At 40.3% G+C, this 21,919-nt stretch carries 20 protein-coding genes; 8 read left to right on the plus strand and 12 right to left on the minus strand.

All coding sequences use genetic code 11. From position 1 onward, the window contains the following. Positions 1-42: 42 nt before the first annotated feature. A complete protein-coding gene (gene dinG / locus IF202_RS14040; RefSeq protein WP_191595531.1) occupies positions 43-2,166 on the minus strand; it encodes an ATP-dependent DNA helicase DinG in 2,124 nt (707 codons plus the stop codon). A 71-nt stretch (positions 2,167-2,237) separates the two neighbouring features. Here dinG and lexA point away from each other — a divergent pair, with 71 nt between their 5' ends. Beyond that, the gene (gene lexA / locus IF202_RS14045) at positions 2,238-2,858 is read left to right on the plus strand and encodes a transcriptional repressor LexA (protein ID WP_191595532.1); all 621 of its coding nucleotides are present in this window, start codon (positions 2,238-2,240) and stop codon (positions 2,856-2,858) included. Between the two features lie 104 nt (positions 2,859-2,962). On the opposite strand, the gene IF202_RS14050 is transcribed toward lexA, so the two are convergent. The 3 genes from IF202_RS14050 to topA are packed head-to-tail and all read right to left on the minus strand — an operon-like array spanning position 2,963 to position 6,323. Next, entirely contained in the window at positions 2,963-3,229 is a 267-nt protein-coding gene (locus IF202_RS14050; protein ID WP_191595533.1) for a hypothetical protein, read from the minus strand. Positions 3,230-3,231: 2 nt separating this feature from the next. Continuing rightward, positions 3,232-3,699: a DUF6586 family protein gene (locus IF202_RS14055; protein WP_191595534.1), complete on the minus strand. Its 468-nt coding sequence runs from the start codon at positions 3,697-3,699 to the stop codon at positions 3,232-3,234. Further along, positions 3,696-6,323 carry a type I DNA topoisomerase gene (gene topA, locus IF202_RS14060; protein ID WP_191595535.1) on the minus strand — a complete coding sequence of 876 codons (2,628 nt, stop codon included), beginning with the start codon at positions 6,321-6,323 and terminating at the stop codon, positions 3,696-3,698. The genes IF202_RS14055 and topA overlap by 4 nt, the downstream gene beginning before the upstream one ends. Positions 6,324-6,532: 209 nt before the next feature. Here topA and IF202_RS14065 point away from each other — a divergent pair, with 209 nt between their 5' ends. Further along, positions 6,533-7,291, plus strand: coding sequence for a DNA topoisomerase I (locus IF202_RS14065; RefSeq protein WP_191595536.1), 759 nt, complete (start codon positions 6,533-6,535; stop codon positions 7,289-7,291). 26 nt (positions 7,292-7,317) lie between these two features. On the opposite strand, the gene IF202_RS14070 is transcribed toward IF202_RS14065, so the two are convergent. Next, positions 7,318-7,803 carry a hypothetical protein gene (locus IF202_RS14070; protein WP_191595537.1) on the minus strand — a complete coding sequence of 162 codons (486 nt, stop codon included), beginning with the start codon at positions 7,801-7,803 and terminating at the stop codon, positions 7,318-7,320. A gap of 65 nt (positions 7,804-7,868) precedes the next feature. Between IF202_RS14070 and IF202_RS14075 the strand changes: the two genes are divergently transcribed. Continuing rightward, the gene (locus IF202_RS14075) at positions 7,869-8,303 is read left to right on the plus strand and encodes a universal stress protein (RefSeq protein WP_191595538.1); all 435 of its coding nucleotides are present in this window, start codon (positions 7,869-7,871) and stop codon (positions 8,301-8,303) included. A gap of 54 nt (positions 8,304-8,357) precedes the next feature. Here IF202_RS14075 and cysS read toward each other — a convergent pair whose 3' ends face one another. The 5 genes from cysS to IF202_RS14100 all read right to left on the minus strand — a co-directional run bounded on the left by cysS (position 8,358) and on the right by IF202_RS14100 (position 13,620). Continuing rightward, positions 8,358-9,740: a cysteine--tRNA ligase gene (gene cysS, locus IF202_RS14080; protein WP_191595539.1), complete on the minus strand. Its 1,383-nt coding sequence runs from the start codon at positions 9,738-9,740 to the stop codon at positions 8,358-8,360. A 4-nt stretch (positions 9,741-9,744) separates the two neighbouring features. Next, complete coding sequence (locus IF202_RS14085; protein WP_191595540.1) at positions 9,745-11,418, minus strand: glutamine--tRNA ligase/YqeY domain fusion protein; 1,674 nt, start codon at positions 11,416-11,418, stop codon at positions 9,745-9,747. A gap of 131 nt (positions 11,419-11,549) precedes the next feature. Next, positions 11,550-11,885: an AzlD domain-containing protein gene (locus tag IF202_RS14090; protein WP_191595541.1), complete on the minus strand. Its 336-nt coding sequence runs from the start codon at positions 11,883-11,885 to the stop codon at positions 11,550-11,552. A gap of 11 nt (positions 11,886-11,896) precedes the next feature. Then, entirely contained in the window at positions 11,897-12,655 is a 759-nt protein-coding gene (locus tag IF202_RS14095; protein WP_235963529.1) for an AzlC family ABC transporter permease, read from the minus strand. Next, entirely contained in the window at positions 12,652-13,620 is a 969-nt protein-coding gene (locus tag IF202_RS14100) for a bifunctional helix-turn-helix transcriptional regulator/GNAT family N-acetyltransferase (RefSeq protein ID WP_191595542.1), read from the minus strand. Before IF202_RS14100 ends, IF202_RS14095 begins: the two co-directional genes overlap by 4 nt. A gap of 191 nt (positions 13,621-13,811) precedes the next feature. On the opposite strand from IF202_RS14100, the gene queC reads away from it, so the two are divergent. The 3 genes from queC to IF202_RS14115 all read left to right on the plus strand — a co-directional run bounded on the left by queC (position 13,812) and on the right by IF202_RS14115 (position 15,938). Next, positions 13,812-14,489, plus strand: coding sequence for a 7-cyano-7-deazaguanine synthase QueC (gene queC / locus IF202_RS14105; RefSeq protein WP_328797234.1), 678 nt, complete (start codon positions 13,812-13,814; stop codon positions 14,487-14,489). Between the two features lie 178 nt (positions 14,490-14,667). After that, positions 14,668-15,162 carry a peptidylprolyl isomerase gene (locus tag IF202_RS14110; protein ID WP_191595544.1) on the plus strand — a complete coding sequence of 165 codons (495 nt, stop codon included), beginning with the start codon at positions 14,668-14,670 and terminating at the stop codon, positions 15,160-15,162. Further along, positions 15,162-15,938 (plus strand): UDP-2,3-diacylglucosamine diphosphatase, encoded by a 777-nt coding sequence (locus IF202_RS14115; RefSeq protein WP_191595545.1) that lies wholly within the window; start codon positions 15,162-15,164, stop codon positions 15,936-15,938. The genes IF202_RS14110 and IF202_RS14115 overlap by 1 nt, the downstream gene beginning before the upstream one ends. A gap of 106 nt (positions 15,939-16,044) precedes the next feature. Here IF202_RS14115 and IF202_RS14120 read toward each other — a convergent pair whose 3' ends face one another. Together IF202_RS14120 and miaE are read right to left on the minus strand one after the other, a co-directional pair. Then, a complete protein-coding gene (locus IF202_RS14120; RefSeq protein ID WP_191595546.1) occupies positions 16,045-16,356 on the minus strand; it encodes a hypothetical protein in 312 nt (103 codons plus the stop codon). 98 nt (positions 16,357-16,454) lie between these two features. Continuing rightward, positions 16,455-17,063: a tRNA-(ms[2]io[6]A)-hydroxylase gene (gene miaE / locus IF202_RS14125; protein ID WP_191595547.1), complete on the minus strand. Its 609-nt coding sequence runs from the start codon at positions 17,061-17,063 to the stop codon at positions 16,455-16,457. Positions 17,064-17,151: 88 nt separating this feature from the next. On the opposite strand from miaE, the gene IF202_RS14130 reads away from it, so the two are divergent. Together IF202_RS14130 and IF202_RS14135 are read left to right on the plus strand one after the other, a co-directional pair. Beyond that, positions 17,152-18,876 (plus strand): formylglycine-generating enzyme family protein, encoded by a 1,725-nt coding sequence (locus IF202_RS14130; RefSeq protein ID WP_191595548.1) that lies wholly within the window; start codon positions 17,152-17,154, stop codon positions 18,874-18,876. A gap of 234 nt (positions 18,877-19,110) precedes the next feature. Continuing rightward, complete coding sequence (locus IF202_RS14135; protein ID WP_191595549.1) at positions 19,111-21,912, plus strand: bifunctional aconitate hydratase 2/2-methylisocitrate dehydratase; 2,802 nt, start codon at positions 19,111-19,113, stop codon at positions 21,910-21,912. The last annotated feature ends 7 nt before the right edge of the window (positions 21,913-21,919 follow it).

The raw sequence follows: 21,919 nt of genomic DNA on the forward strand, positions 1-21,919 counted from the left end.
GACTGATATTTATCACCCTTTGCTTACGCTTTGTGCAATGGCTTATTCATATCGATACGGCGGCAAACTTTTAATCAATTGAGATCCGTAGCGCTTTGTCCGCAATCGTTTATCTAATATATGTATTTCACCAGAATCTTTTTCATTTCTTAATAGGCGCCCTGTGGCCTGAACCAAACGCAAAGAAGCATCAGGTATGGTGATTTCCATAAACGGATTACCGCCACGTTTTTGAATCCACTCCGCCAACGTAGCTTCAACAGGGTCATCAGGTACTGCAAAAGGAATTTTAGCAATGTAAACACATGTCAAATAGTCTCCTGGTAAATCCACACCTTCCGCAAAGCTAGCTAAGCCAAATAACAAACTACCTTTACCGTCATCAATCCGTGATTTATGAGAATCTAAGATAACTCGCTTAGATTGCTCACCTTGTATTAATAATATTTCTTTCAATCCAGAGGACAAAGACTGAGCGACCTCTTCCATCTGACGACGAGATGAAAACAAGGCCAAACTACCCTTTCCTTTATCTACATGGTCATTAAGGTAGGAAATGATTTCTGTCGTATGCTGCTCTACTCGATTTGGCTCATGCTCCATATCTGGAACAACCAACAAGCCATTTTTCTGAAAATCAAATGGACTCACCACACGAAGGTATTCACTTTCACGAGGCACACCAGAACGCATATTAAAACGATGAAACTGACTTAACGCCGTTAATGTTGCTGACGTTACAACAGCGCCAAAGCATTTATCCCACAATTGTTGCCTTAATGTATTCGCCGCAAGTATAGGCGAACCACCTAATTCAATATCTTGCTCCATTCCTTGCCCAGATAACACTAACCAACGCGCATTAGGCGGGTAATTTTGGTCGTCTACAGTTGAATACAAACGCCACAAACTAACACACTGCTCAAGCCTACCAAGAATCACTCCCAATATTGGCTGCCATGTTTCTGCCGTTTCGGGGGTCACACCCATACCTTCATTTTGTTTGGTTTTCTTGCATTCATCTTGAATGCTTTCAATATTGTTAAACAATTTTTGATAAGAAGTTTGCAAACTGTAAGCTAGCTGGCGCAACTCATCTGGGATCAAACCAAATTCAAACCGATGCTGATTATTTTCTTGATCTAAGCCAAGCTGGCTGATGTAGGGCGCTAAACCTTGTTGCGTGTATTGAATAAAGTTCACAATACTTTGTATTTGTTGTGGAATCTTCATCAACAATTGGCCTGTCAAGCTAACATCGTCGGTTAACTCTTGCTTCAAATTAACCAGATTCTTTTCCAACTGACGAAGCCAAGTAATACTTTGCTGTAAGCGTACTTCATGACGGAAGTGCCCTATTGCCTTATCAGGAAGATGATGTCCCTCATCGAAAATATAAATAGTTTCTTTTGGTGCAGTAAGAATTGCACCGCCGCCTAAGGACAAATCCGCCAACACCAAATCATGATTGGCGACTATCACATCAGCCACTTCTATTTCAGCTCTAGCTTTAAAAAATGGGCAAGCAGAATAGTTAGCGCAATTTCGATTTGTACATTGCTGATGATCAGTAGTTAGACGCCGCCAATCCTGATCTCGAACAATCCCCGCCCAATTATCCTTATCACCATCCCACTCCCCTTTACTTAAAGCGGTATCCATTTCTTGATACAAAACAGTATTCACATCATCAGAATGTAGATGCTGCTCAAACAGACCGGCAAACATATCATCAACCACTTGCTCCTCTGTATCCAAAAAGCCCTCAAGGTTATTCAGGCACAAATAGCGCCCTCGCCCCTTAGCAAGGGTATATTTAAAGCTCAACTCTGTGTGCTCAAGCAAGTCTGGCAACTCTTTGTGTAAAATTTGCTCTTGAAGAGCAACAGTTGCCGTAGAAATGATTAATTTAAGACCACGAGCCTTTGCAATAGGGATAGCAGCCAAACAATAAGACAAGGTCTTACCCGTACCAGTGCCGGCCTCGATAACCGCGACATGCTTTTCATCAAGTCGTTCGCCTTCGCTACCTTGTTTTATATTGCCCAAAGTTCTTGCGATGGCACCTATCATTTCTCGTTGACCGGCCCTTGGTTTATGGGACTTCGCCTCTAAAGAGGAACGGTATGCGAGCTGTATTTGTTTTTTTAATTCGTCTGAAAGCATTTATATTATTGAGATTAGTTAAGAATACTGTATATAATAACAGTTACTGTATAAACAACCAGATAATCCTTATGATTAAATTGACTCAAAGACAATCTGACGTACTAGAAACCATTCGCGAATTTATTAGTGAAACTGGTTTTCCACCCACTAGAGCAGAAATTGCTCGTAGACTTGGGTTTAAATCCCCTAATGCTGCTGAGGAACATTTAAAAGCCTTAAGCAGAAAAGGCGCTATTGAAATGTTATCGGGGGCTTCCCGAGGCATCCGCTTAATAGAACAAGCCTCAAATGATGAACCAGAAGATCTTGGAATACCTATAATAGGAAAAGTCGCTGCTGGCTATCCTGTTCTCGCCCAAGAAAACATTGCCTCGCACGTTAACATACCTAACAGTATGTTTTCTCCAAAAGCAGACTACTTTCTCTCCGTTTCTGGAACGAGCATGAAAAACATTGGAATTATGGAAGGCGACCTTTTAGCCGTTCATAAAACAACTACCGTTCAAAACGGCCAAATTGTTGTCGCTAGAATTGGTGACGAAGTCACTGTAAAGCGATTTGAACAAAAAGGCAGTATTGTTCGACTCATGCCTGAAAACGAAGAGTTTAACGACATTATTGTTGACCTAGAAAGCGAAGAATTTGCTATTGAAGGCCTGTCTGTTGGCGTCATACGTCAGGGCATCTAAGGCCGCCCACCAAAGAGATCAATGCATTTATGTAAATACATAGATCTCTTACAAATAAAAAGGCGAAGCATTTGCTTCACCTTTCTATTTGTAACTTGATTAAATTAATGCAACAGCTTAGGACGAAACTCTTCTCCTTCTAAATACTCAGAATCTTCATCAAAAAAAAACTCCTCAGAATAAACATAATCAATTCCAGCATGGAACATACATTTGGCTAATTCAAAATAACGATCCTTTAAATAAGACCGAGTATCATCGGGAATCTGTAAAATGGCTAATGGTACGGTTTCCTCTCCATCTTCGCTGGCTGGTCTCAGCACAATATCACCGTTATCCAGCTCAACAATTTCTAGGTAGGACTCTTTCATATTCAATACTCTGATGACTCTTCTCTAAAACGCAAAACCAATTCAACCAACTTGGCCAAATAAAAACCAGCTGAAGCTCCTGCATCACTACCGCGACCAATCAAGTTGCCTTGCTCAACAACAGATAACGCAGCACGACACTCTAACTGTACCAAATAAGCCTGATCCAACTGATAGTACCAAGAATCCACACGAGACCACAGCTCCGATAGCTCATTCAAAACGGGAACGACAATCTGTTTCGCTTTAACTTCAGCAATAAGTGTAACAACATCTAAAGAACCGGATAACGAATAAGCCGTAGAAACCTCTTTCAACAAGCCATTAAGGGCACTTCTTAATTGAAAAATCGCAGAACTTTCTAGGCCTATACTCAACCACTTCTCTTCACTATCCTGACTTTGCTTAATAAAACGCCTTGCCGTATCTATTTTTTGGTTTGTTAGACTCGCTAAACTCACGCCACTCATTTTTTCTTACTTTCCTCGATAACCCACTTAGAGCCTACAAAGTAAGCCTTCCAGCCAGTCGGTTTACCTTCTTCTTCCGTCATAACGTACTGCTCTTTCGTTTTGCGGCTATAACGAATAACGGCAGGACGACCTTCAGAATCTTTAACGGGAGCCTTGGCAAAAAAGTGATACTTAGGATCTATTTGATCCATATACGGAAGCAATTCTTTCACAAGCGGTGCACGTGTTTCTCGTTTTCGAGGGAACTGGCTAGCTGCTAAGAACAAACCTGTCGCACCATCGCGTAAAACATAGTGATCTTCGACTTTTAAACAAGCAAGATCTGGCATTGGAACAGGGTCCATTTTTGGTGGCGCAGCTTCGCCACTTTTCAGCAGTTTACGTGTATTTTTACACTCTTCATTAGTACAACCAAAATACTTGCCAAAACGCCCTGTTTTCAACTGCATCTCTGCAGTGCATTTATCACACTCAAGAACAGGTCCGTCATAGCCTTTAATTTTAAAGGTTCCTTGCTCTACCTCATAACCAGAACAAGAAGGATTATTACCACAAACATGCAATTTACGATGCTCATCCATTAAGTAGCTATCCATTGCAGAACTACAGATTGAACAACGTCGCTTATTAATTAAAGCTTTAGATTCGCCCTCATCATCATCCACAGCGACAGCATCATCACCTCGAACAAGGTTAATCGTTGCTTTACAGCGTTCTTTTGGTGGTAGAGCGTAACCAGAACAAGACATAAACACACCAGTACTGGCCGTACGAATCTGCATAGGTCGTGAACAAGTTGGGCATTCAATGTCCGTTGGCGTTGGCTCATTAAGCATCATGCCACCCTCAGGCGACTCCGCTTTTGCCAACACACCACTAAAATCTTTATAAAATGCATTAAGCGTTTTTATCCAATCTTTATGACCTTCAGCAATGTCATCCAGCTGCTCTTCCATTTGAGCGGTAAAACTGAAGTTCATCAAAGTACCAAAACTATCGACCAAACGCTCTGTAACGATATCACCCATTTTTTCAGCATAAAAACGGCGATTTTCAACACGAACGTAACCACGATCTTGAATGGTAGAAATAATCGAAGCATAAGTAGAAGGACGGCCTATACCACGCTTCTCAAGCTCTTTAACCAAACTTGCTTCACCAAATCGCGCAACAGGCTTAGTAAAATGCTGTTCTGATATCAACTCATTCAAGGTTAAAAATTCATCCTTGCCGATATCAGGTAAAATATTATCTTCACCTTTCTTAACGACTGTTTGCATTGCACGAGTATAACCATCAAAACGTAAAATCCGCCCTTTGGCTTTAAACTCATACTCACCACTACTTACTGTAATTGTTGTAGAAGTGTATTGTGCAGGCGTCATCTGACAAGCCATAAACTGACTACGAATCAAGTCATACAAACGGTGGGAATCTTTTTCCATTCCAAGCAAGTCATCAACACTAATATTCACGTCGGAAGGTCGAATTGCTTCATGGGCCTCTTGAGCACCCTCTTTACTGCTATATCGTATCGCTTCAGCTGGCAAATAAGCGTCACCAAAGTTCGTTGAGATATAACCTCTCAAGGCCTCTACAGCATCAGCACTTAAATTTGTCGAGTCAGTACGCATGTAGGTGATATAACCACCTTCATATAAACGCTGAGCAAGCATCATGGTCTTTTTAACACCATAACCTAAACGAGTACTTGCAGCCTGCTGAAGCGTTGATGTAATAAAAGGTGCAGATGGTTTACTACTTGTTGGTTTATCTTCTCGACTACTAACAAGGTACTTAGCATCTTTTAATCGCCCAAGATGCTCATCAGATTCAGCTTTGTTGACAGGTCGATATTCTTTGTTTTGATATTTTACTGCTTCAAACTTAATGACTTCTTTGGACGGTGTCGCAAGTAAGGCATCTAGCTCCCAGAACTCATCAGGAACAAAAGCACGAATTTCTTTCTCACGCTCGACAATTAAACGCACCGCAACTGATTGCACACGTCCAGCGGAAAGCCCACGTGCCACTTTAGCCCAAAGCAAAGGAGAAACCATGAAGCCTACAACACGATCTAAAAAGCGTCGTGCTTGTTGAGCGTTAACTCGGTTTAAATCTAGCTCGGAAGGTGTCTCAAATGCAGATTGAATCGCTTTTTTGGTGATTTCATTAAAAACTACACGTTTATAGCGACTATCATCGCCGCCAATTGCTTCGCGTAGATGCCACGCAATTGCCTCACCCTCTCTATCCAAATCGGTCGCGAGATAGATGGTGTCAGCATTTTTTGCTAAACGCTTGAGTTCATCAACAACCTTTTCTTTGCCCGGCAAGATTTCATAGTGAGCATTCCAGTTATTTTCTGGATCGACCCCCATTCTTGAAATCAATTGCTTTCGAGATTTGGCACTTTTATGTATCAGTTTTTCTTCTGGGCTCATCTTGCGAGTCAGAGCTGCTTGCTTGGCTCGCTCTTGAGGCGTAGAAGTGGATGTTGACCCTGTTGGCAAATCTCGAATGTGACCCACACTCGATTTAACAATAAAGTCATTGCCTAGATATTTATTGATGGTTTTCGCCTTAGCTGGCGATTCCACGATAACGAGTGATTTTCCCATTGAACTGTGTAAGCCTTTTATTAAAGTAGGTCTGCAAATAAAGTAGGTCTGCAAAAATCCACATTGCACGAAGTTTAATCTGTAGGTGCGCTGATATTAAGCAAACACCTTTTATATGACAAGCGATCCCTGTATTGTTTCACATATTATATATTGCTGAACTTAGTATTGCTTATTTAACATACTGAATTCGTTGCTTAAGGACAATCATGGCTACCCTTCAAATATTAACCATAGCATTTTTAATCATTATAGTGATTTTGTCTGTAATTGTTGGATCACGTGCACATCAAAAAGAAAAAGAAATTACAGCACGCCGAGTAAAGCAATTGCAACTATCAAATAGAGCCGATCGTGTTGAACAACACATACGAGGTCTAAAAGATATTAATACAGACACAATAGCAACAGATGTCCTTTACGACTTCTATCTAGACACACTTCGAGAGCTACTGCAATATTCTGATGACCCTGAGAAAATTGAAATTCGCATAGCGAAGGCCGAAGAAGGTAGAAGCGATGAAGCGATGAAGTTCAATCCAGAGCCTGATATTCTTAGCTTTCAAGAAAAAAGCAACTATAAAGAGCGCCTAACCAAACTCGCAAAAATGCTGCTTTTTCTTCGTAGAAAGGGAAGAATCAGTAACACACACTATCAAGCTTGCTACGACTATCTAAGATGGCTAAATCTATGGATCCAATTGAATCGTCAAGTTGTCCAAGCGAACAAAAACTTTAACAGTGGCGACATGCGCGTAGCCCAAACTCTCTACAGCGTCATTCTATCTCACGTAAAGTCTGATTCCATAGAAAGACCAGAGAAAAAAGAACTAAACACATTTGTTCAAGATAGAATGAAAAAAATCCTATCTCCAGCGATTGAAGCGCTTCAAGAAAGCGATAACCCAGAAGACGCTCTCAATGATCTCATTCAAAATATAGAAGTGCCAAGCGACTCTGAAATATAATTATCAAATTAATAACATTGCCACCATTAATCGATGTTATTAATTTCGGCCAACGAAAAAATAACCTTGGATAATGCATCCAGCACAGCCTCATCGCCATCTTCATTCCAATAAAGAAATACACCTTCCGGTGTGATCTTAATCCCTTTTAGCAGGTATCCATATTTATCTAAGTTTACTTTTAAATCCTCTGTCAGAATTATCTCATTACTAGACCACCACCCACTTACTAAGGCATGATACTTCCAAACCTCATAAGGCAGCAGCAAAATTTCATCAGGCAACAATACTTGAGGTTTCGCTCGATAAAGAGAATACGCCACGACTTTATGGCGGTTCATTGACTTATCCCACTTGTCAGGAAGGTCAATTGATGTAAGCTGAACAGTAAGACCTAATTTTCTAGCATGCATGCGTAAACCCATGCGTTGCCGTTCTTTTTTGGGAGGCAGAACCCATAACACAGAACCCATTAAAGACAATGTAATGAAAATAACGATCAGAGCAGTCATATTTGATGTACTTCTCTAGCTTTAAACTAAAATTTAAAAAAACAAGCCAAAATTGGAGGTTTTCTATGATGTATAACAGAATTCTACTCGCTGTTGACCTAACAGATGAAAGTATAAAGGTAGCCAATAAAGCAGTAGCACTTTGCAAAGCGACTGGCGCAGAACTTATTATACTTCATGTTATTGAATCACTTAATTACGCCTATGGTGGTGATGTTCCAATTGATATAACCGACATCCAAGCTCAACTAGAAGAAACAGCTAAAGAGCGCATCTCAATTCTAGAAGCGCAACTTGATACTCCATTTCAGGAAAGCTGCATCACACAAGGCGGTATAGAAAGCGAAATACACCGCATTGCAGAAGAGAAAAAAGCCGATTTAATTATCGTTGGTAGTCATTGTCGCCATGGACTTGCTTTACTACTTGGTTCTACTGCAAATGGCGTACTACATGGCGCGCCATGTGACGTTTTAGCCATTAAAGTAAGCAAAGCATAACTCATAATATAAAAAGGCGATGTAAAAACATCGCCTTTTTATACCTTCTAGAAACTAACTGCGAGTCCAGCTGGTTCCTTCTCGACTATCAAGAAGCTCAATACCGTTACTCACTAATTCATCTCTAATCTCATCACTACGAGCAAAGTTTTTATCTTTACGAGCTTGAGTTCTCTCATCGATTAATTCCTGAATTCTAACCTCATCAAAACCCTCAGACACAGTACTATTCTGTAAGAAATAATCAGGCTCCTGATAAAGCAAGCCCAACAATTCTGCCAAGAAAAGTAATTCCGCCGCCAACTCAGATGCTTTGACTTGATCTTCCGTTTTAGCTTTATTTAGCTCACGAACCAATTCAAACAAAACAGATACAGCAAGTGCGGTATTGAAATCATCTTTCATCGCCTCTTCGAAACGCTCTGTATAGTTTGTCGGAGCATAGCTCGAAGCTATATTCTGTTGACGTAATGCTGTATATAGACGCTCTAGGGCAACCTTCGCTTCCAATAAACTTTGATCCGAGTAATCAATGGCGCTGCGATATTGACTAGACACCATTAGGTAACGAACTACCTCAGGATTAAATTTCGCCAATACATCACGAACAGTAAAGAAATTACCCAATGATTTAGACATTTTTTCATTGTTAACTCGAACCGCACCACAATGCATCCAGTAATTTACATACTGCTTGCCTGTTGCCGCTTCAGATTGTGCTATCTCATTTTCATGATGTGGAAATTTCAGATCTGGGCCACCACCGTGAATATCAAAATGACTACCTAGGCAATTTGTCGCCATCGCAGAACACTCAATATGCCAACCTGGACGACCATTACCCCAAGGGGAAGGCCAAAACACTTCACCTTCTTTTGTCTGCTTCCACAATACAAAATCAGCAGGATGCTCTTTTGCAATTTCAACATCGATGCGAGCGCCAGCAAGCATATCCTCTAGCTTACGGTTGTTTAACTTACCGTACTCAGAAAAAACTGTCGTACGATAATAGACATCACCAGAGGTCCCTTGATATGCAAAGCCCTTTTCAATAAGCACTTGAACCATATCAATGATTTCTTGCATAAACTCCGTGGCTTTGGGCTCACGGTTAGGCATTTTATTACCTAAACGCAATTCATCTTCTTGTTGAGCCGCAATCATTCGTTCGGTCAACGTTTGCGTTGTTTCATTATTTTCTTGTGCACGCTTAATGATTTTGTCATCCACATCCGTAATATTACGAACATAGTTCAATTCATAACCAAGGTGACGAATAAATCGAGATATTATATCAAAAGAAATCATTGCACGCGCATGGCCAATATGACAAAAGTCGTACACAGTGTTGCCACAGACGTACATTCCAACTTTGCCTTCTTCGATTGGTTTGAAAATTTCTTTCTTCCCACTCAAGGTGTTGTAAACCTTTAACATGCGCTTATTTTCCTTTTGCTTCTATTTTTGCCCAAGAGTCACGTAATGTAACGGTACGATTAAATACCATGCCTTCTTCTTTAGAATCACGGCAGAAATAACCTTCACGCTCAAACTGGAAACCTTGGCCTTTTTCTGATGTAAGCAACGAAGACTCAGCTTTTGCAGCAACAATTGTTGTCAAAGACTCTGAATTAATGAAGTCTAAGAAGTTCTTATCTTCATAATTAGCGTCTGGCGCTTCATTGACAAACAAACGGTCATAAAGATTCACTGATGCATCAACTGCATGCTTAGCGCTTACCCAATGGATGACACCTTTTGGCTTATATCCTTCAGGGTTCACACCCAAAGTGTTTTCATCGTAGCGACAAAGCAGCTCGACCACTTCACCCGCTTCATTTTTGATTGCTTCATCACAAGTAATCACGTAACCACCACGAAGACGAACTGCGCCTTCTAAGGTTAAGCGCTTCCACTTACGCGGAGGAACTTCTGCGAAGTCTGCTGCATCTATGTATAGATTTTTGCTGAAAGGCACTTCACGAGTACCCGCCTCTTTATTTTTCGGATGATTATTCACCGTGAAAATTTCTTCTTTGTCTTCTGGGTAATTTGTCAGCGTCACCTTGATTGGATTTAACACAACCATGGCGCGATTAGCACTGGCATCCAAATCTTCACGGATCGCATGCTCAAGCATACCGACGTCTACAACACTATCCGATTTAGTAACACCGATTCGATCACAGAAGTTGCGGATAGACTTCGCTGTATAACCTCGACGTCGCAAACCAGAAATTGTCGGCATACGAGGATCATCCCAGCTATTAACGTGTTTCTCATCCACCAGCTGTTTCAATTTACGTTTACTTGTTACCGTGTAGTTCAAGTTCAAGCGAGCAAATTCGATTTGTTGTGGGTGCGCTGTTTTTAACGTATCTAATACCCAGTCATATAAAGGGCGATGGTCTTGGAATTCCAATGTACAAACAGAATGCGTGACACCTTCAATAGCATCAGACAGACAATGAGTAAAATCGTACATAGGATAAATGCACCACTTATCACCTGTTTGGTGGTGGTGAACGCGACGAACTCGATAAATGATTGGATCGCGCATATTGATATTTGGGCTCGCCATATCAATTTTTGCACGTAGAACGACTTCACCGTCTTTGTATTTTCCATTAGCCATATCATTGAAAAGTGCCATATTTTCTTCAGCACTACGATCACGGTAAGGGCTATTTTTGCCAGGCTCTTTCAAGGTGCCACGATATTCTCGCATTTGCTCAGCATTAAGCTCGCACACATACGCTTTGCCTAGCTGAATAAGTTGCTTTGCAAAGTCGAATAACTGATCAAAATAGTCGGAAGCAAATTTAGGCTCCTCTTTCCATTCAAAACCTAACCACTCAACATCACGCTTAATAGATTCAATGTATTCAACACTTTCCTTTTCAGGATTGGTGTCGTCAAAACGCAGGTTACATTGACCATTGTAACGCTGCGCTAAACCAAAATTCAGGCAAATAGATTTAGCATGACCAATATGTAAGTAGCCATTTGGCTCAGGAGGGAAACGAGTAAGAACCTTTCCTCCGTTCTTGCCGGCTTCGTTATCTTTATCAATGATTTGGGTAATAAAATTACCTGGTTTTGACGTTTCTGACATGTTAAATGTAAATCCCGATAAATGTTTGTCTGACGATAATGATTACTTTGACTGACAAGTATATATGATTTAGGTTTCTATAAGATATTCAGTCGGCAAATCTTTTGCCTCTTTTCTTTATTTTTATGCTTTTATACTGAAAGTGAAATCATGTATTTCGCTATAAAAAAAACAACAACACCAACAAATATTGTTAACAGTTGATGTTGGCGCCAAATCCCAACAACAAAAGCAACAATCGCACCGATCAACCAAGGGTTACTAAGTGATAGGTTCATTTGGTTATCCTTCATAAAAATCATCGGAACAATAATGGCGGTTAATACCGCAACAGGGACAAATTTAAGTGCTCGCTCCACAAAAACAGGCATAACTACCTTATGAGCGCGTGCAAATAAAACAAAGCGGACGCCAAAAGTAACAACAAACATACCTACGATGATGAGAACAGAATCTAATACATTCATTACTCACTTCCTTATGCGTTTTTATCAATTGATTGATGGGAATCGGCTAATTGATTAGATAGATTCATATAAACATCAGCAAGATAACCAGCAATAACACCAATAACAGCCGCTACAAGCAAACCTAGATTATTTGGCAACCCCGACAAAATGATTGATGAAACTCCAGCACTTAGCATACAAAACCAAAAAGGACTGTGTTTTAAATACGGCGTAATAATGCCAATGAAGGTAGCCACCATAGCAAATTCAAGACCCCACTCGCTCATACCTGGAATTAACTCGCCAGACAAAATGCCCAAAATTGTTGTCACATTCCACATAAGATAAAATGAACAAAAAGAACCTAAATAGACTTTATGCCCTGTTTTTTCATCTACCGAGCCGATCTCATACATAGGACGTACTGCAGCATACGTTTCATCAACCAAACCAAAACCCATGATAAAACGAACCGACATAGGTAAATGTTTTACATATTTCACCATATCCGCTGCATACAAAAGATGCCTAAGATTGACAATAAAGGTCGTAGAGACAATCACCCAAATCGGCGCATGTATGGCAATTAAACCTAAAGCAACAAATTGAGCTGAGCCTGCAAAAACGATGGCAGACATAGCAATAGCAAACCAAGGGCTCAAACCATAGCTTGACGCCAGTGAACCAAATAAAAGACCAAAAGGAATCCCACCCAGTATCATCGGCATGGAAGCAACCGCTCCCCTCTGCATGTGCTTTCGTATATTCATATGTCCTGGTGTTTTCATGTAATAACTCTCAACTCTTTCTCCAATGATTTTTCCATGTAAACATCCGCCCGTTCATACAAAGATGGTTTTGGCGGCGGCATTTCGACAAAGCCATTTTTATCATAAAGATGTCTAGCGGTGGTTAGGCAAGAAGCCGTTTCTAGGGTTAATGTATTTACACCAACCGACTCTGCATATTCCATAACATGGGACAATAAAGTCTGAGCAATACCTTTACCTTGACAATGATTCGCAACCGACAGCTTCAACACCTCACCTGAATTGACATCAGAGTGAACCATTAAAGCGATCGTACCCAGTACTGAGTCTTGCCCATTTGTTTTGCGAACCGCTACCCATACAATCCCATTTTTACCGATAATATAATCTTGCGGGTTACTTAAAAGCGCCAGATCATAATCTGTAATTCGATTTGGAAAATAGTGCTTTAGCCACATCATATTAAGATCGTAAAAAGCTTCTCCATGGCATGGTTCAAATGGAATAATTTGAAAAGGAGTCAATCGATCCAAGATCTTATTTGCAACACGCCCATCAAAAGCGTGTTTTTCAAATTGTTCTAAACCTTTCATAAAATTGTCACTAGAAAAATCGGTCATTTTCTCAACAACCACCTTCATTTCTTTTAATACAGGTTCAACTTTAATCATGGCTTCTACTCCCTTCTTAGAAAGGCGCAATGAAGATCGACGTTGATCTCGCTCGTCGATCTTTTTTTCTAGCAACCCTTCTTTAAGCATCTTAGTTGTCTGCTTACTTACAGCTGGGTGACTTAGATGTAGGCTATCAGCGATTTCCATCACGGATAATTCTCCAACCTTTTGCAATAATCTAAGCACAGGAAAATACGTTGATGTGATTGGGATATCACACTGTGAATAAAGGTCTTGCACTTGAGTAAATAAATGATCACTTAAACGCTTAAGTCGACTCCCGAGAGTCAAAACACCAAACTGCTCCATTTTTCCTTCCGATAAAAATCTATAAATTAATATGCGTAACTGGTTACGCATATTAATTTATATCACAATTAAGGATTTTACAATCCCATTTTTCCACTTTTATATTTAAGCTATTGATTGATTTGATAAACAACAAGGTCTGCTATAATCCGCACATCATAAACATTTGCTGATAGAAGAAAACTAGAAGCATTCACGAGGAAATGAGAATGTCAGAAAAGGTTGTCGTCGTGTATTCAGGTGGAATGGATTCTTTTACTGTTCTAAATACAGCCGTAAAAAATGGATTCGATGTTTACGCTTTGTCCTTTAACTACGGTCAAAAGCACAGTAAAGAACTAGAAATCGCTGCATTGGTCTGTAAAGAGCTGAACATCCCTCACAAAGTTGTCGACATCACGGCGATCAACAGTTTAATGGCAAACTCCTCATTAACGGGTGACGCTGACATACCTGAAGGCCATTACGAAGACGAGAACATGAAGTCTACCGCTGTTCCGAATCGCAACATGGTTTTATTGTCTATGGCGATTGCTTACGCCGTGTCTCTGGAAGCAGACAAAGTATATTACGGAGCGCATTCTGGCGACCATCACATTTATCCAGATTGCCGCCCTGAATTTGTCGAAGCAATGAATGCCGTATCAAAAATCGCCAACTACCAATCTGTCGAAATCGTTACACCATTTTTGCATTCCTCTAAAGGAGCCATTTTAAAAGCAGGCTTAGACATGCAATTAGATTACGGAAAGACATGGACTTGTTATAACGGGAGAGAGAAATCCTGCGGTAAATGCGGCGCTTGCTATGAACGCTTAGAAGCCTTTGCCGAACAAGGCAAAATAGATCCATTGGATTATGAAGTATAAATACGGTCAAAGAACCAACCCACGAAGCGAAGAAAGCCAGATAACCTTATTATTGAAATATAGGTTGTTTATCACATCCATAGTGGCGTATTTGCTTACAAACACATAAAATGCCGTTATTAATTCGATACTTAATAAAGTCTAATCATTTAGTCACTTATAGAACAAGGAATATGCAATGATCATTTTACATACAAACCACGGCGACATTCACGTAGAACTAGATTACGAAAAAGCACCAATTTCAGCGAAAAACTTTGAAGAATATGTCACCTCTGGTTTCTATGACGGTGTTGTTTTTCACCGTGTTATTAATAACTTCATGGTTCAAGGTGGCGGGTTTGAAGTCGGTATGACTCAGAAAGACGCACCAAAAACAATCGAAAACGAAGCAGACAATGGCCTGAAAAATGAAATCGGTACATTGGCAATGGCTCGTACATCCGATCCACATTCAGCGTCTGCACAGTTTTTCATTAACGTGGCAGACAACGCTTTCCTAAACCACACAGCAAAAACATCACAAGGCTGGGGTTATGCGGTATTCGGTAAAGTAGCAGCAGGCATGGATATTGTTAACAAAATCAAAGAAGTGAAAACAACGATGAAAGCAGGACACCAAGATGTTCCAGCTGAAGACGTTATTATCGAAAGTGCTGAACTTGTAAAATAATGATCCGTTATTTCATTTCAGATCTGCACCTTAGTGACAAACGCCCGGATCTTATCCGGGCGTTTGTACGAATGATGAAAGAACTTATTGCCCGCCAAGAACAAACAGAACTTTATATTCTAGGGGATTTTTACGAAGCATGGATTGGAGACGACTTCCAAGCGGACTGGAACACCACCATAGAAAATGCCTTAGTTGATGCTTCTCAGTCTGGCATTTCTCTGTATTTCTTACACGGAAACAGAGATTTCCTTATTGGTGATTCATGGTTAACCCGTGTGGGTGCGACACTTATTGAAGAACAAACGGTTTTGCCTCTAAAAGAAAGCAACGTACTTTTAACGCATGGTGACGAATATTGCTTAGAAGATGTGGAATACCAAAAATTCAGACAAACCGTACGCTCTAGCGCATGGCAAGAACACATACTGGCCTTACCATTAGAACAACGAATTGCACTTGCCGCACAACTCCGTAATGACAGCAAATCCATGGCATCAGAAAAATCCATATCAATTATGGATGTTACTGAAGTCGCTGTTCGTGAATCATTAGATAAGTACATATGTAATACAGTCATTCATGGGCATACTCACAGACCAAACACACACGAATCAAATTCTCATCTACGCTGTGTTCTAGGGGATTGGGACGATTCAATTTGGTTAGCAAGCATTGATGGCAACACCTACACGCAATCAAGTTCTACGGTGGAAGAGTTCAACCAAACAGGACTTTCTGCACTCAATCTTATTCATAAAGAAAGCCTTTCTTAGAAAAGCACTTACCTAAAAAACCAAGATTTCAGTAAAAAATAATTATTAGAAAAATGCCAGCTTAACGTTGGCATTTTTTATGTGTTAATCCATTAATAAATAAGAGTTAGCGATGCAACAACTCTTTCACCCAAACAGTTTCTTTTGTATTCCTAGATCGCATAAATTCAATATTACGATTGTGTTGCATAGACATAGCTCTAAAAAAAGCATTATTAATGACCATGGGGCTTAATTGGATATGGTAAACACGCAGCCAATGCTGTTGGGCTTTACAGGTAAGAAGTTGGTATAAAAAATCTAACTCTAAAGACCCTTTATACATAACATCAAGATCAACAACCGGATCTACTTTCGCGATTTCTAATGTCAGCCAATAAGTAACATCCGGAAGGTTTTCACTCTTATGCATATTCATAGCACTCTCCCTAATAGCCAGTTCAACTATTATAAGTGTAGTCGTTCACTAGAATAGCGCTATTAAAGATTCAACAATCATTTTTGGTATGTTGTAAATTATACTGCTGGTGGCCCACTGTGCATACGAAACTCAACATCAGGCTCAGTAATAAGCGTTTCTTCTAAGTCACGGAAAAAGGCTATTCGGTCATCAATCGGTTCGTTTGAATACTCTTGAGCCAATTCAAGGTAATCTTCAAAATGACGTGCTTCTGATTTAAGCAGTGAAATATAAAACTTAGATAATTCTTCGTCAAGATGCGGAGCTAGTGCGGCAAAACGTTCGCAGGAACGAGCCTCAACAAAGGCACCAATAATCATGATGTCTATAAGGCGTGCAGGTTCATGTGTTCGAATGTGTTTGCGTAACCCATCTGCGTAGCGAGATGCGGACAGGTGATCGTAGGAAACATTTCTTTTGCGCATTATTTTATGCACTTGCTCGAAATGCAGAAGCTCTTCACGGGCTAATCGAGACATTTTATGTAATAAATTATCTCTATCAACGTATCGATACATTAAATTCATTGCCGTGCTTGCGGCTTTTTTTTCACAGTGAGCATGATCTATTAAGAGCAGAGTTTGATTCTCAAGAGCCCAATTCACCCATGCTTTAGGTGATTCACACGGAAGAAACTCAACAAGCTCAGGATACGCTGATAACATTACTCTACCTTTTTGTGTTAAAAAACGTGATTATACTAGGTATTAAGCACTTAGGCAGCAACGTCTTGACTTGGATATTGAATTCTTAATGAATGATTTTTATGATTTTACAAAATTAAAGATTGGCCAGCATGTTGGTATTGAACTTGATCCGTACATTTTAAACTATCCAATGGACGATAAAAAAACGACCTGGGTAGCAGATCAAGGTGGACGGCCTTTCGTTTTACGTTTTTTCCAGCCGAGTAAAGGTAAAGTAGAAAGTTTTTTACAAAACGCTCGTAAATACGCAACAATTAAACATCCTGCAATCACACCAAACTACCCTCCTTTTTATTCGAAACTATGGGTATTTTCATGTTCAGCAGTGTGTGGTGGAGAAAATCTATACAGCTTCTTGGGAAAATATCCTGATGGGGCACCTTTAAATGTTGTCATTAGTTTGTTTGACAATATAGCGAAAGCACTCGACCAAGTTCATGCCAATAACCTTTTTCATGGCCATTTAGACTTAAATTCTGTTCATGTTGTTAACGGTCTTGGCTTAATGACAGGCTTCGGCGCACATAACTGGATGGATCGAATTGACCAATCAGAAATGGATGCCCGTTTTTTCCCATCAGAGTATTTAAAGAAAGATCAAAAACGAACACCTTCATCGGATAAGTTCGCTTTTATGAAACTTCTCATGGCAGCATTACTTGGTGAATCTATTTTAGATAAAGATTTTGCCACTAATCTGCCTGACTCACATCCAAATATAAGTGATGCGGTATGGAATCGTTTATTAAAATGGAGCCGAGAAAGTAGCCCCCATAGACCCAAATCCTTAGTAGAGGTTATTCGTATTATTCGAGCAGACCTTTACAAACCTCAAGCAGGCAGTAGCTCGACAGCAACCAAAGCGATTAGGCGTTATTCTCGTAACATCACATCTAGAATGATTATTTTAACCGCGCTTATAAGTACAGGTCTAATTGCCGCTGCAGTGTTATGGCCTACAGAAGACCCTAAAACTATTGTAAAAGCACCTACTCCACCATCTAAATTAACAGCCAAAGAAGTTTTTAAGGCTCTACCACAAGTGCTTGAAGAACCACTATCAATGGGTGGTACCGCCCCAAAAATTGAAAAGATTGCTCCCTCTACTTTTTTTATGGGTGATCAAAATAATATGGGGGATGACAACGAAAAGCCTGTTCATGAAGTTGATATTCCTAATGGTTTTTATATCAGCAAATATGAAATCACTTTCAATCAATTCGATAAATTCGCAAAAGCCACAAACCGAGAGTTACCACCCGATAATGGTTGGGGGCGTGGCCAACGCCCTGTTATCAATGTGAGTTGGTACGACGCTAAAGCTTATACTTCATGGTTATCAAATCAGACGAATGAGGAGTACCGTTTACCGACAGAGATCGAATGGGAATATTCAGCAAGAGCAGATTCCAACACGGCCTTTTGGTATGGCAACACAGTCAAAGCGGGTTACAGTGTTTGCGATAGCTGTGGAAGTCAGTGGGATGGTGTTTCTACCGGTCCAGTTGGAAGCCAAGCTAGTAATCCACTAGGCTTATTTGATATGCATGGCAATGTTGCAGAATGGGTAGAAGATTGTTATCACGATAATTACGAAGGTGCCCCAACAGAAAATCAAGTCTGGTTAGCCAATCAATGCGATACCCGAGTGCTAAAAGGTGGTTCATGGTATGACATACCAAGAGTCGGTCGAAGTGCGACAAGGTATCGAGCAACACCCGACTTAAAAGCCAGTAACTGGGGGTTTCGAATTGTACGGATTATTCAGTAAAACAATAATATTTCTAAATCAGAATAATTCCGCTAAATGTCCCCTATTCGAAATTGTTATGGCACATCGTCACTCTTTGACGTGTTTTTTCTATAAAATGTATGGATCAAAAATAAAATAAATCTCATTTGATTTGTTTTTAAACAGCTAAATGCCTAAAAAATAAAGCTAGCCTGATGTCAGGCTGCATTTTTAGCGCATGATTTTATCGTAAACCATTATTCAGAGGTGTGAATGAGCCTGTATTTAGAGTACCTACAAGAAATCGAAACTCGTAAAAGCCAAGACCTACACCCTAAGCCAATTGATGACAATGAGCTGTTGTCAGAAATTATTTCTCAAATTAAAGACAATGGTAATGAGCACCGCGAAGCTTCTCTTAACTTTTTCATCTATAACACGCTACCAGGTACAACAAGCGCAGCTGCTGTAAAAGCAAAATTCTTAAAAGAGATCATTCTAGGTGAATCTAACGTAAAAGAAATCACCCCTAAATTTGCCCTTGAACTACTTTCTCATATGAAAGGCGGCCCTTCTGTTGAAGTATTGATCGACCTTGCATTATCTGATGATGCTTCTATTGCTTCTCCAGCGGCTGATGTTTTAAAAACTCAAGTATATCTGTACGAAGCAGATATGGAACGTCTTGAAGCAGCTTATAAAGCAGGTAATACTCTTTCTAAAGACATTCTTGAAAGCTACGCTAAAGCAGAGTTTTTCACTAAGCTTCCTGAAATTGATGAGAAAATTGATGTAGTCACCTATATTGCTGGTGAAGGCGATATCTCAACTGATTTATTATCGCCAGGTCATCAATCTCACTCTCGTGCAGATCGTGAATTACATGGTCAATGCATGAGCACACCAGAAGCTCAAGTAGAAATAAAAGCATTACAAGCTCAGCATCCTGACATGCAAGTCATGCTTATTGCTGAAAAAGGCACTATGGGTGTAGGTTCATCTCGTATGTCTGGTGTGAATAACGTCGCACTTTGGACTGGTAAGCAAGCAAGTCCATATGTTCCATTTATCAATATCGCACCTATCGTTGCGGGAACCAATGGTATCGCTCCAATCTTCCTAACAACCGTTGACGTAACAGGCGGTATTGGTCTTGATCTTAAAAACTGGGTTAAGAAAGTAGACGCAAACGGTAATACTGTTGTTGATAAAAATGGCGATGCTGTATTAGAAGAAGCTTACTCAGTTGCCACTGGCACTGTGTTAACTATCGATACAAAAGCGAAGAAGTTATATAACGGCAATAAAGTACTTGCAGATATATCATCAGCCTTTACACCACAAAAAGTGGAATTCATGAAAGCGGGTGGCTCATACGCTGTAACGTTTGGTAAGAAACTACAAACATTTGCAGCAGAAGTACTAGGCGTTGAACCTCTAAGCGTCTATGCAGCGGCAAAAGAAATTTCACATGAAGGCCAAGGTTTAACCGCTGTAGAGAAGATATTTAATCGTAATGCGGTTGGCGTTTTATCTGACACACCATTGCACGCAGGCTCAAACGTTCGTGTTAGAGTAAATATTGTCGGCTCGCAAGACACAACAGGGCCTATGACATGTCAGGAATTAGAAGCCATGGCTGCTTCTACTATTTCACCAATTGTTGATGGCGCATTTCAATCAGGTTGTCACACTGCCTCTGTATGGGATAGTAAAGCAAAAGCGAACACACCAAAGTTAATGAGCTTTATGAACAAGTTCGGTCTAATCACTGCTCGTGACCCTAAAGGTGTTTATCCGTCAATGACGGATGTTATTCATAAAGTATTGAATGATATTACTGTTGACGACCGCGCTATCATTATCGGTGGTGACTCACATACTCGTATGTCTAAAGGCGTTGCTTTTGGCGCTGACTCAGGTACTGTAGCCATTGCACTGGCAACAGGTGAGTCTGCAATGCCAATCCCAGAGTCAGTAAAAGTAACGTTTAAAGGCCACATGAAAAAATACATGGATTTCCGTGATGTGGTACACGCTACGCAAGCTCAAATGCTAAAACAGTTTGGTGGTGAAAATGTATTCCAAGGTCGTGTGATCGAAGTGCATATCGGTACATTGCTAGCGGACCAAGCCTTCACCTTCACTGATTGGACAGCAGAGATGAAAGCAAAAGCTTCCATCTGTATTTCTCAAGACGAGACTTTAATCGGATCACTTGAATTAGCGAAAAGCCGCATTCAAATAATGATTGATAAAGGTATGGAAAATCCAGCGAAAACGCTTCATGGTTTAATATCTTTAGCTGATAAACGTATTGACGAGGTTAAGTCAGGTGCTGCACCTGCATTAACACCAGATGCAAATGCTAAATACTACGCAGAAGTGGTTGTTGATCTTGATGAAATTATTGAGCCAATGGTTGCCGATCCAGACGTGAACAATGATGATGTCTCTAAGCGCTATACTCATGACGTTATCCGTCCAGTTTCATACTATGGGAACAAGACTGTTGACTTAGCGTTTGTTGGTTCTTGTATGGTACACAAGGGTGATATGCAAATCATCGCTCAAATGCTCCGGAACATGGAAGCACAAGGTAAAGAAATTAAGTTCAACGCGCCTCTAGTTATCGCTCCACCAACCTATAACATCGTTGATGAGTTAAAAGCCGAAGGCGATTGGGCACTGCTAGAGAAGTACGCAGGTTTTGAATTTGACGACACAAATCCTAAAGGATCTGCACGTACTAAGTATGAAAACATCATGTATTTAGAACGCCCTGGCTGTAACTTATGTATGGGTAACCAAGAGAAAGCGGAACCAGGTGACACGGTTATAGCGACATCAACTCGCTTATTCCAAGGTCGTGTTGTGGCGGATACAACAGAGAAAAAAGGTGAGTCATTACTTGGTTCTACGCCACTGGTTGTTCTGTCTGCAATATTGGGACGTTTCCCTTCAATGGATGAATACAAAGCAGCAGTAGATGGCATTAAGCTGACAGACTTTGCGCCACCTCTTGACGCAATGACAACGGCACCAGTTGAATTCATTCCTGTTTCTAACGTATAAGCTTAGA

This window comes from Marinomonas colpomeniae (assembly GCF_014803385.1).
Lineage (GTDB): Bacteria > Pseudomonadota > Gammaproteobacteria > Pseudomonadales > Marinomonadaceae > Marinomonas > Marinomonas colpomeniae.

Excerpts from the sequence above, each read along its gene's own strand:
- IF202_RS14095 (WP_235963529.1), bottom strand. The coding sequence starts at position 12,655 with ATGAAAACACCAGGACATATGAATATACGAAAGCACATGCAGAGGGGA.
- IF202_RS14135 (WP_191595549.1), top strand. The coding sequence starts at position 19,111 with ATGAGCCTGTATTTAGAGTACCTACAAGAAATCGAAACTCGTAAAAGC.
- IF202_RS14050 (WP_191595533.1), bottom strand. The coding sequence starts at position 3,229 with ATGAAAGAGTCCTACCTAGAAATTGTTGAGCTGGATAACGGTGATATT.
- IF202_RS14075 (WP_191595538.1), top strand. The coding sequence starts at position 7,869 with ATGATGTATAACAGAATTCTACTCGCTGTTGACCTAACAGATGAAAGT.
- lexA (WP_191595532.1), top strand. The coding sequence starts at position 2,238 with ATGATTAAATTGACTCAAAGACAATCTGACGTACTAGAAACCATTCGC.
- IF202_RS14100 (WP_191595542.1), bottom strand. The coding sequence starts at position 13,620 with ATGGAGCAGTTTGGTGTTTTGACTCTCGGGAGTCGACTTAAGCGTTTA.
- cysS (WP_191595539.1), bottom strand. The coding sequence starts at position 9,740 with ATGTTAAAGGTTTACAACACCTTGAGTGGGAAGAAAGAAATTTTCAAA.
- IF202_RS14110 (WP_191595544.1), top strand. The coding sequence starts at position 14,668 with ATGATCATTTTACATACAAACCACGGCGACATTCACGTAGAACTAGAT.
- dinG (WP_191595531.1), bottom strand. The coding sequence starts at position 2,166 with ATGCTTTCAGACGAATTAAAAAAACAAATACAGCTCGCATACCGTTCC.
- IF202_RS14070 (WP_191595537.1), bottom strand. The coding sequence starts at position 7,803 with ATGACTGCTCTGATCGTTATTTTCATTACATTGTCTTTAATGGGTTCT.
- miaE (WP_191595547.1), bottom strand. The coding sequence starts at position 17,063 with ATGTTATCAGCGTATCCTGAGCTTGTTGAGTTTCTTCCGTGTGAATCA.
- IF202_RS14065 (WP_191595536.1), top strand. The coding sequence starts at position 6,533 with ATGGCTACCCTTCAAATATTAACCATAGCATTTTTAATCATTATAGTG.
- IF202_RS14130 (WP_191595548.1), top strand. The coding sequence starts at position 17,152 with ATGAATGATTTTTATGATTTTACAAAATTAAAGATTGGCCAGCATGTT.
- IF202_RS14090 (WP_191595541.1), bottom strand. The coding sequence starts at position 11,885 with ATGAATGTATTAGATTCTGTTCTCATCATCGTAGGTATGTTTGTTGTT.
- IF202_RS14055 (WP_191595534.1), bottom strand. The coding sequence starts at position 3,699 with ATGAGTGGCGTGAGTTTAGCGAGTCTAACAAACCAAAAAATAGATACG.
- IF202_RS14085 (WP_191595540.1), bottom strand. The coding sequence starts at position 11,418 with ATGTCAGAAACGTCAAAACCAGGTAATTTTATTACCCAAATCATTGAT.
- IF202_RS14120 (WP_191595546.1), bottom strand. The coding sequence starts at position 16,356 with ATGAATATGCATAAGAGTGAAAACCTTCCGGATGTTACTTATTGGCTG.
- topA (WP_191595535.1), bottom strand. The coding sequence starts at position 6,323 with ATGGGAAAATCACTCGTTATCGTGGAATCGCCAGCTAAGGCGAAAACC.
- IF202_RS14115 (WP_191595545.1), top strand. The coding sequence starts at position 15,162 with ATGATCCGTTATTTCATTTCAGATCTGCACCTTAGTGACAAACGCCCG.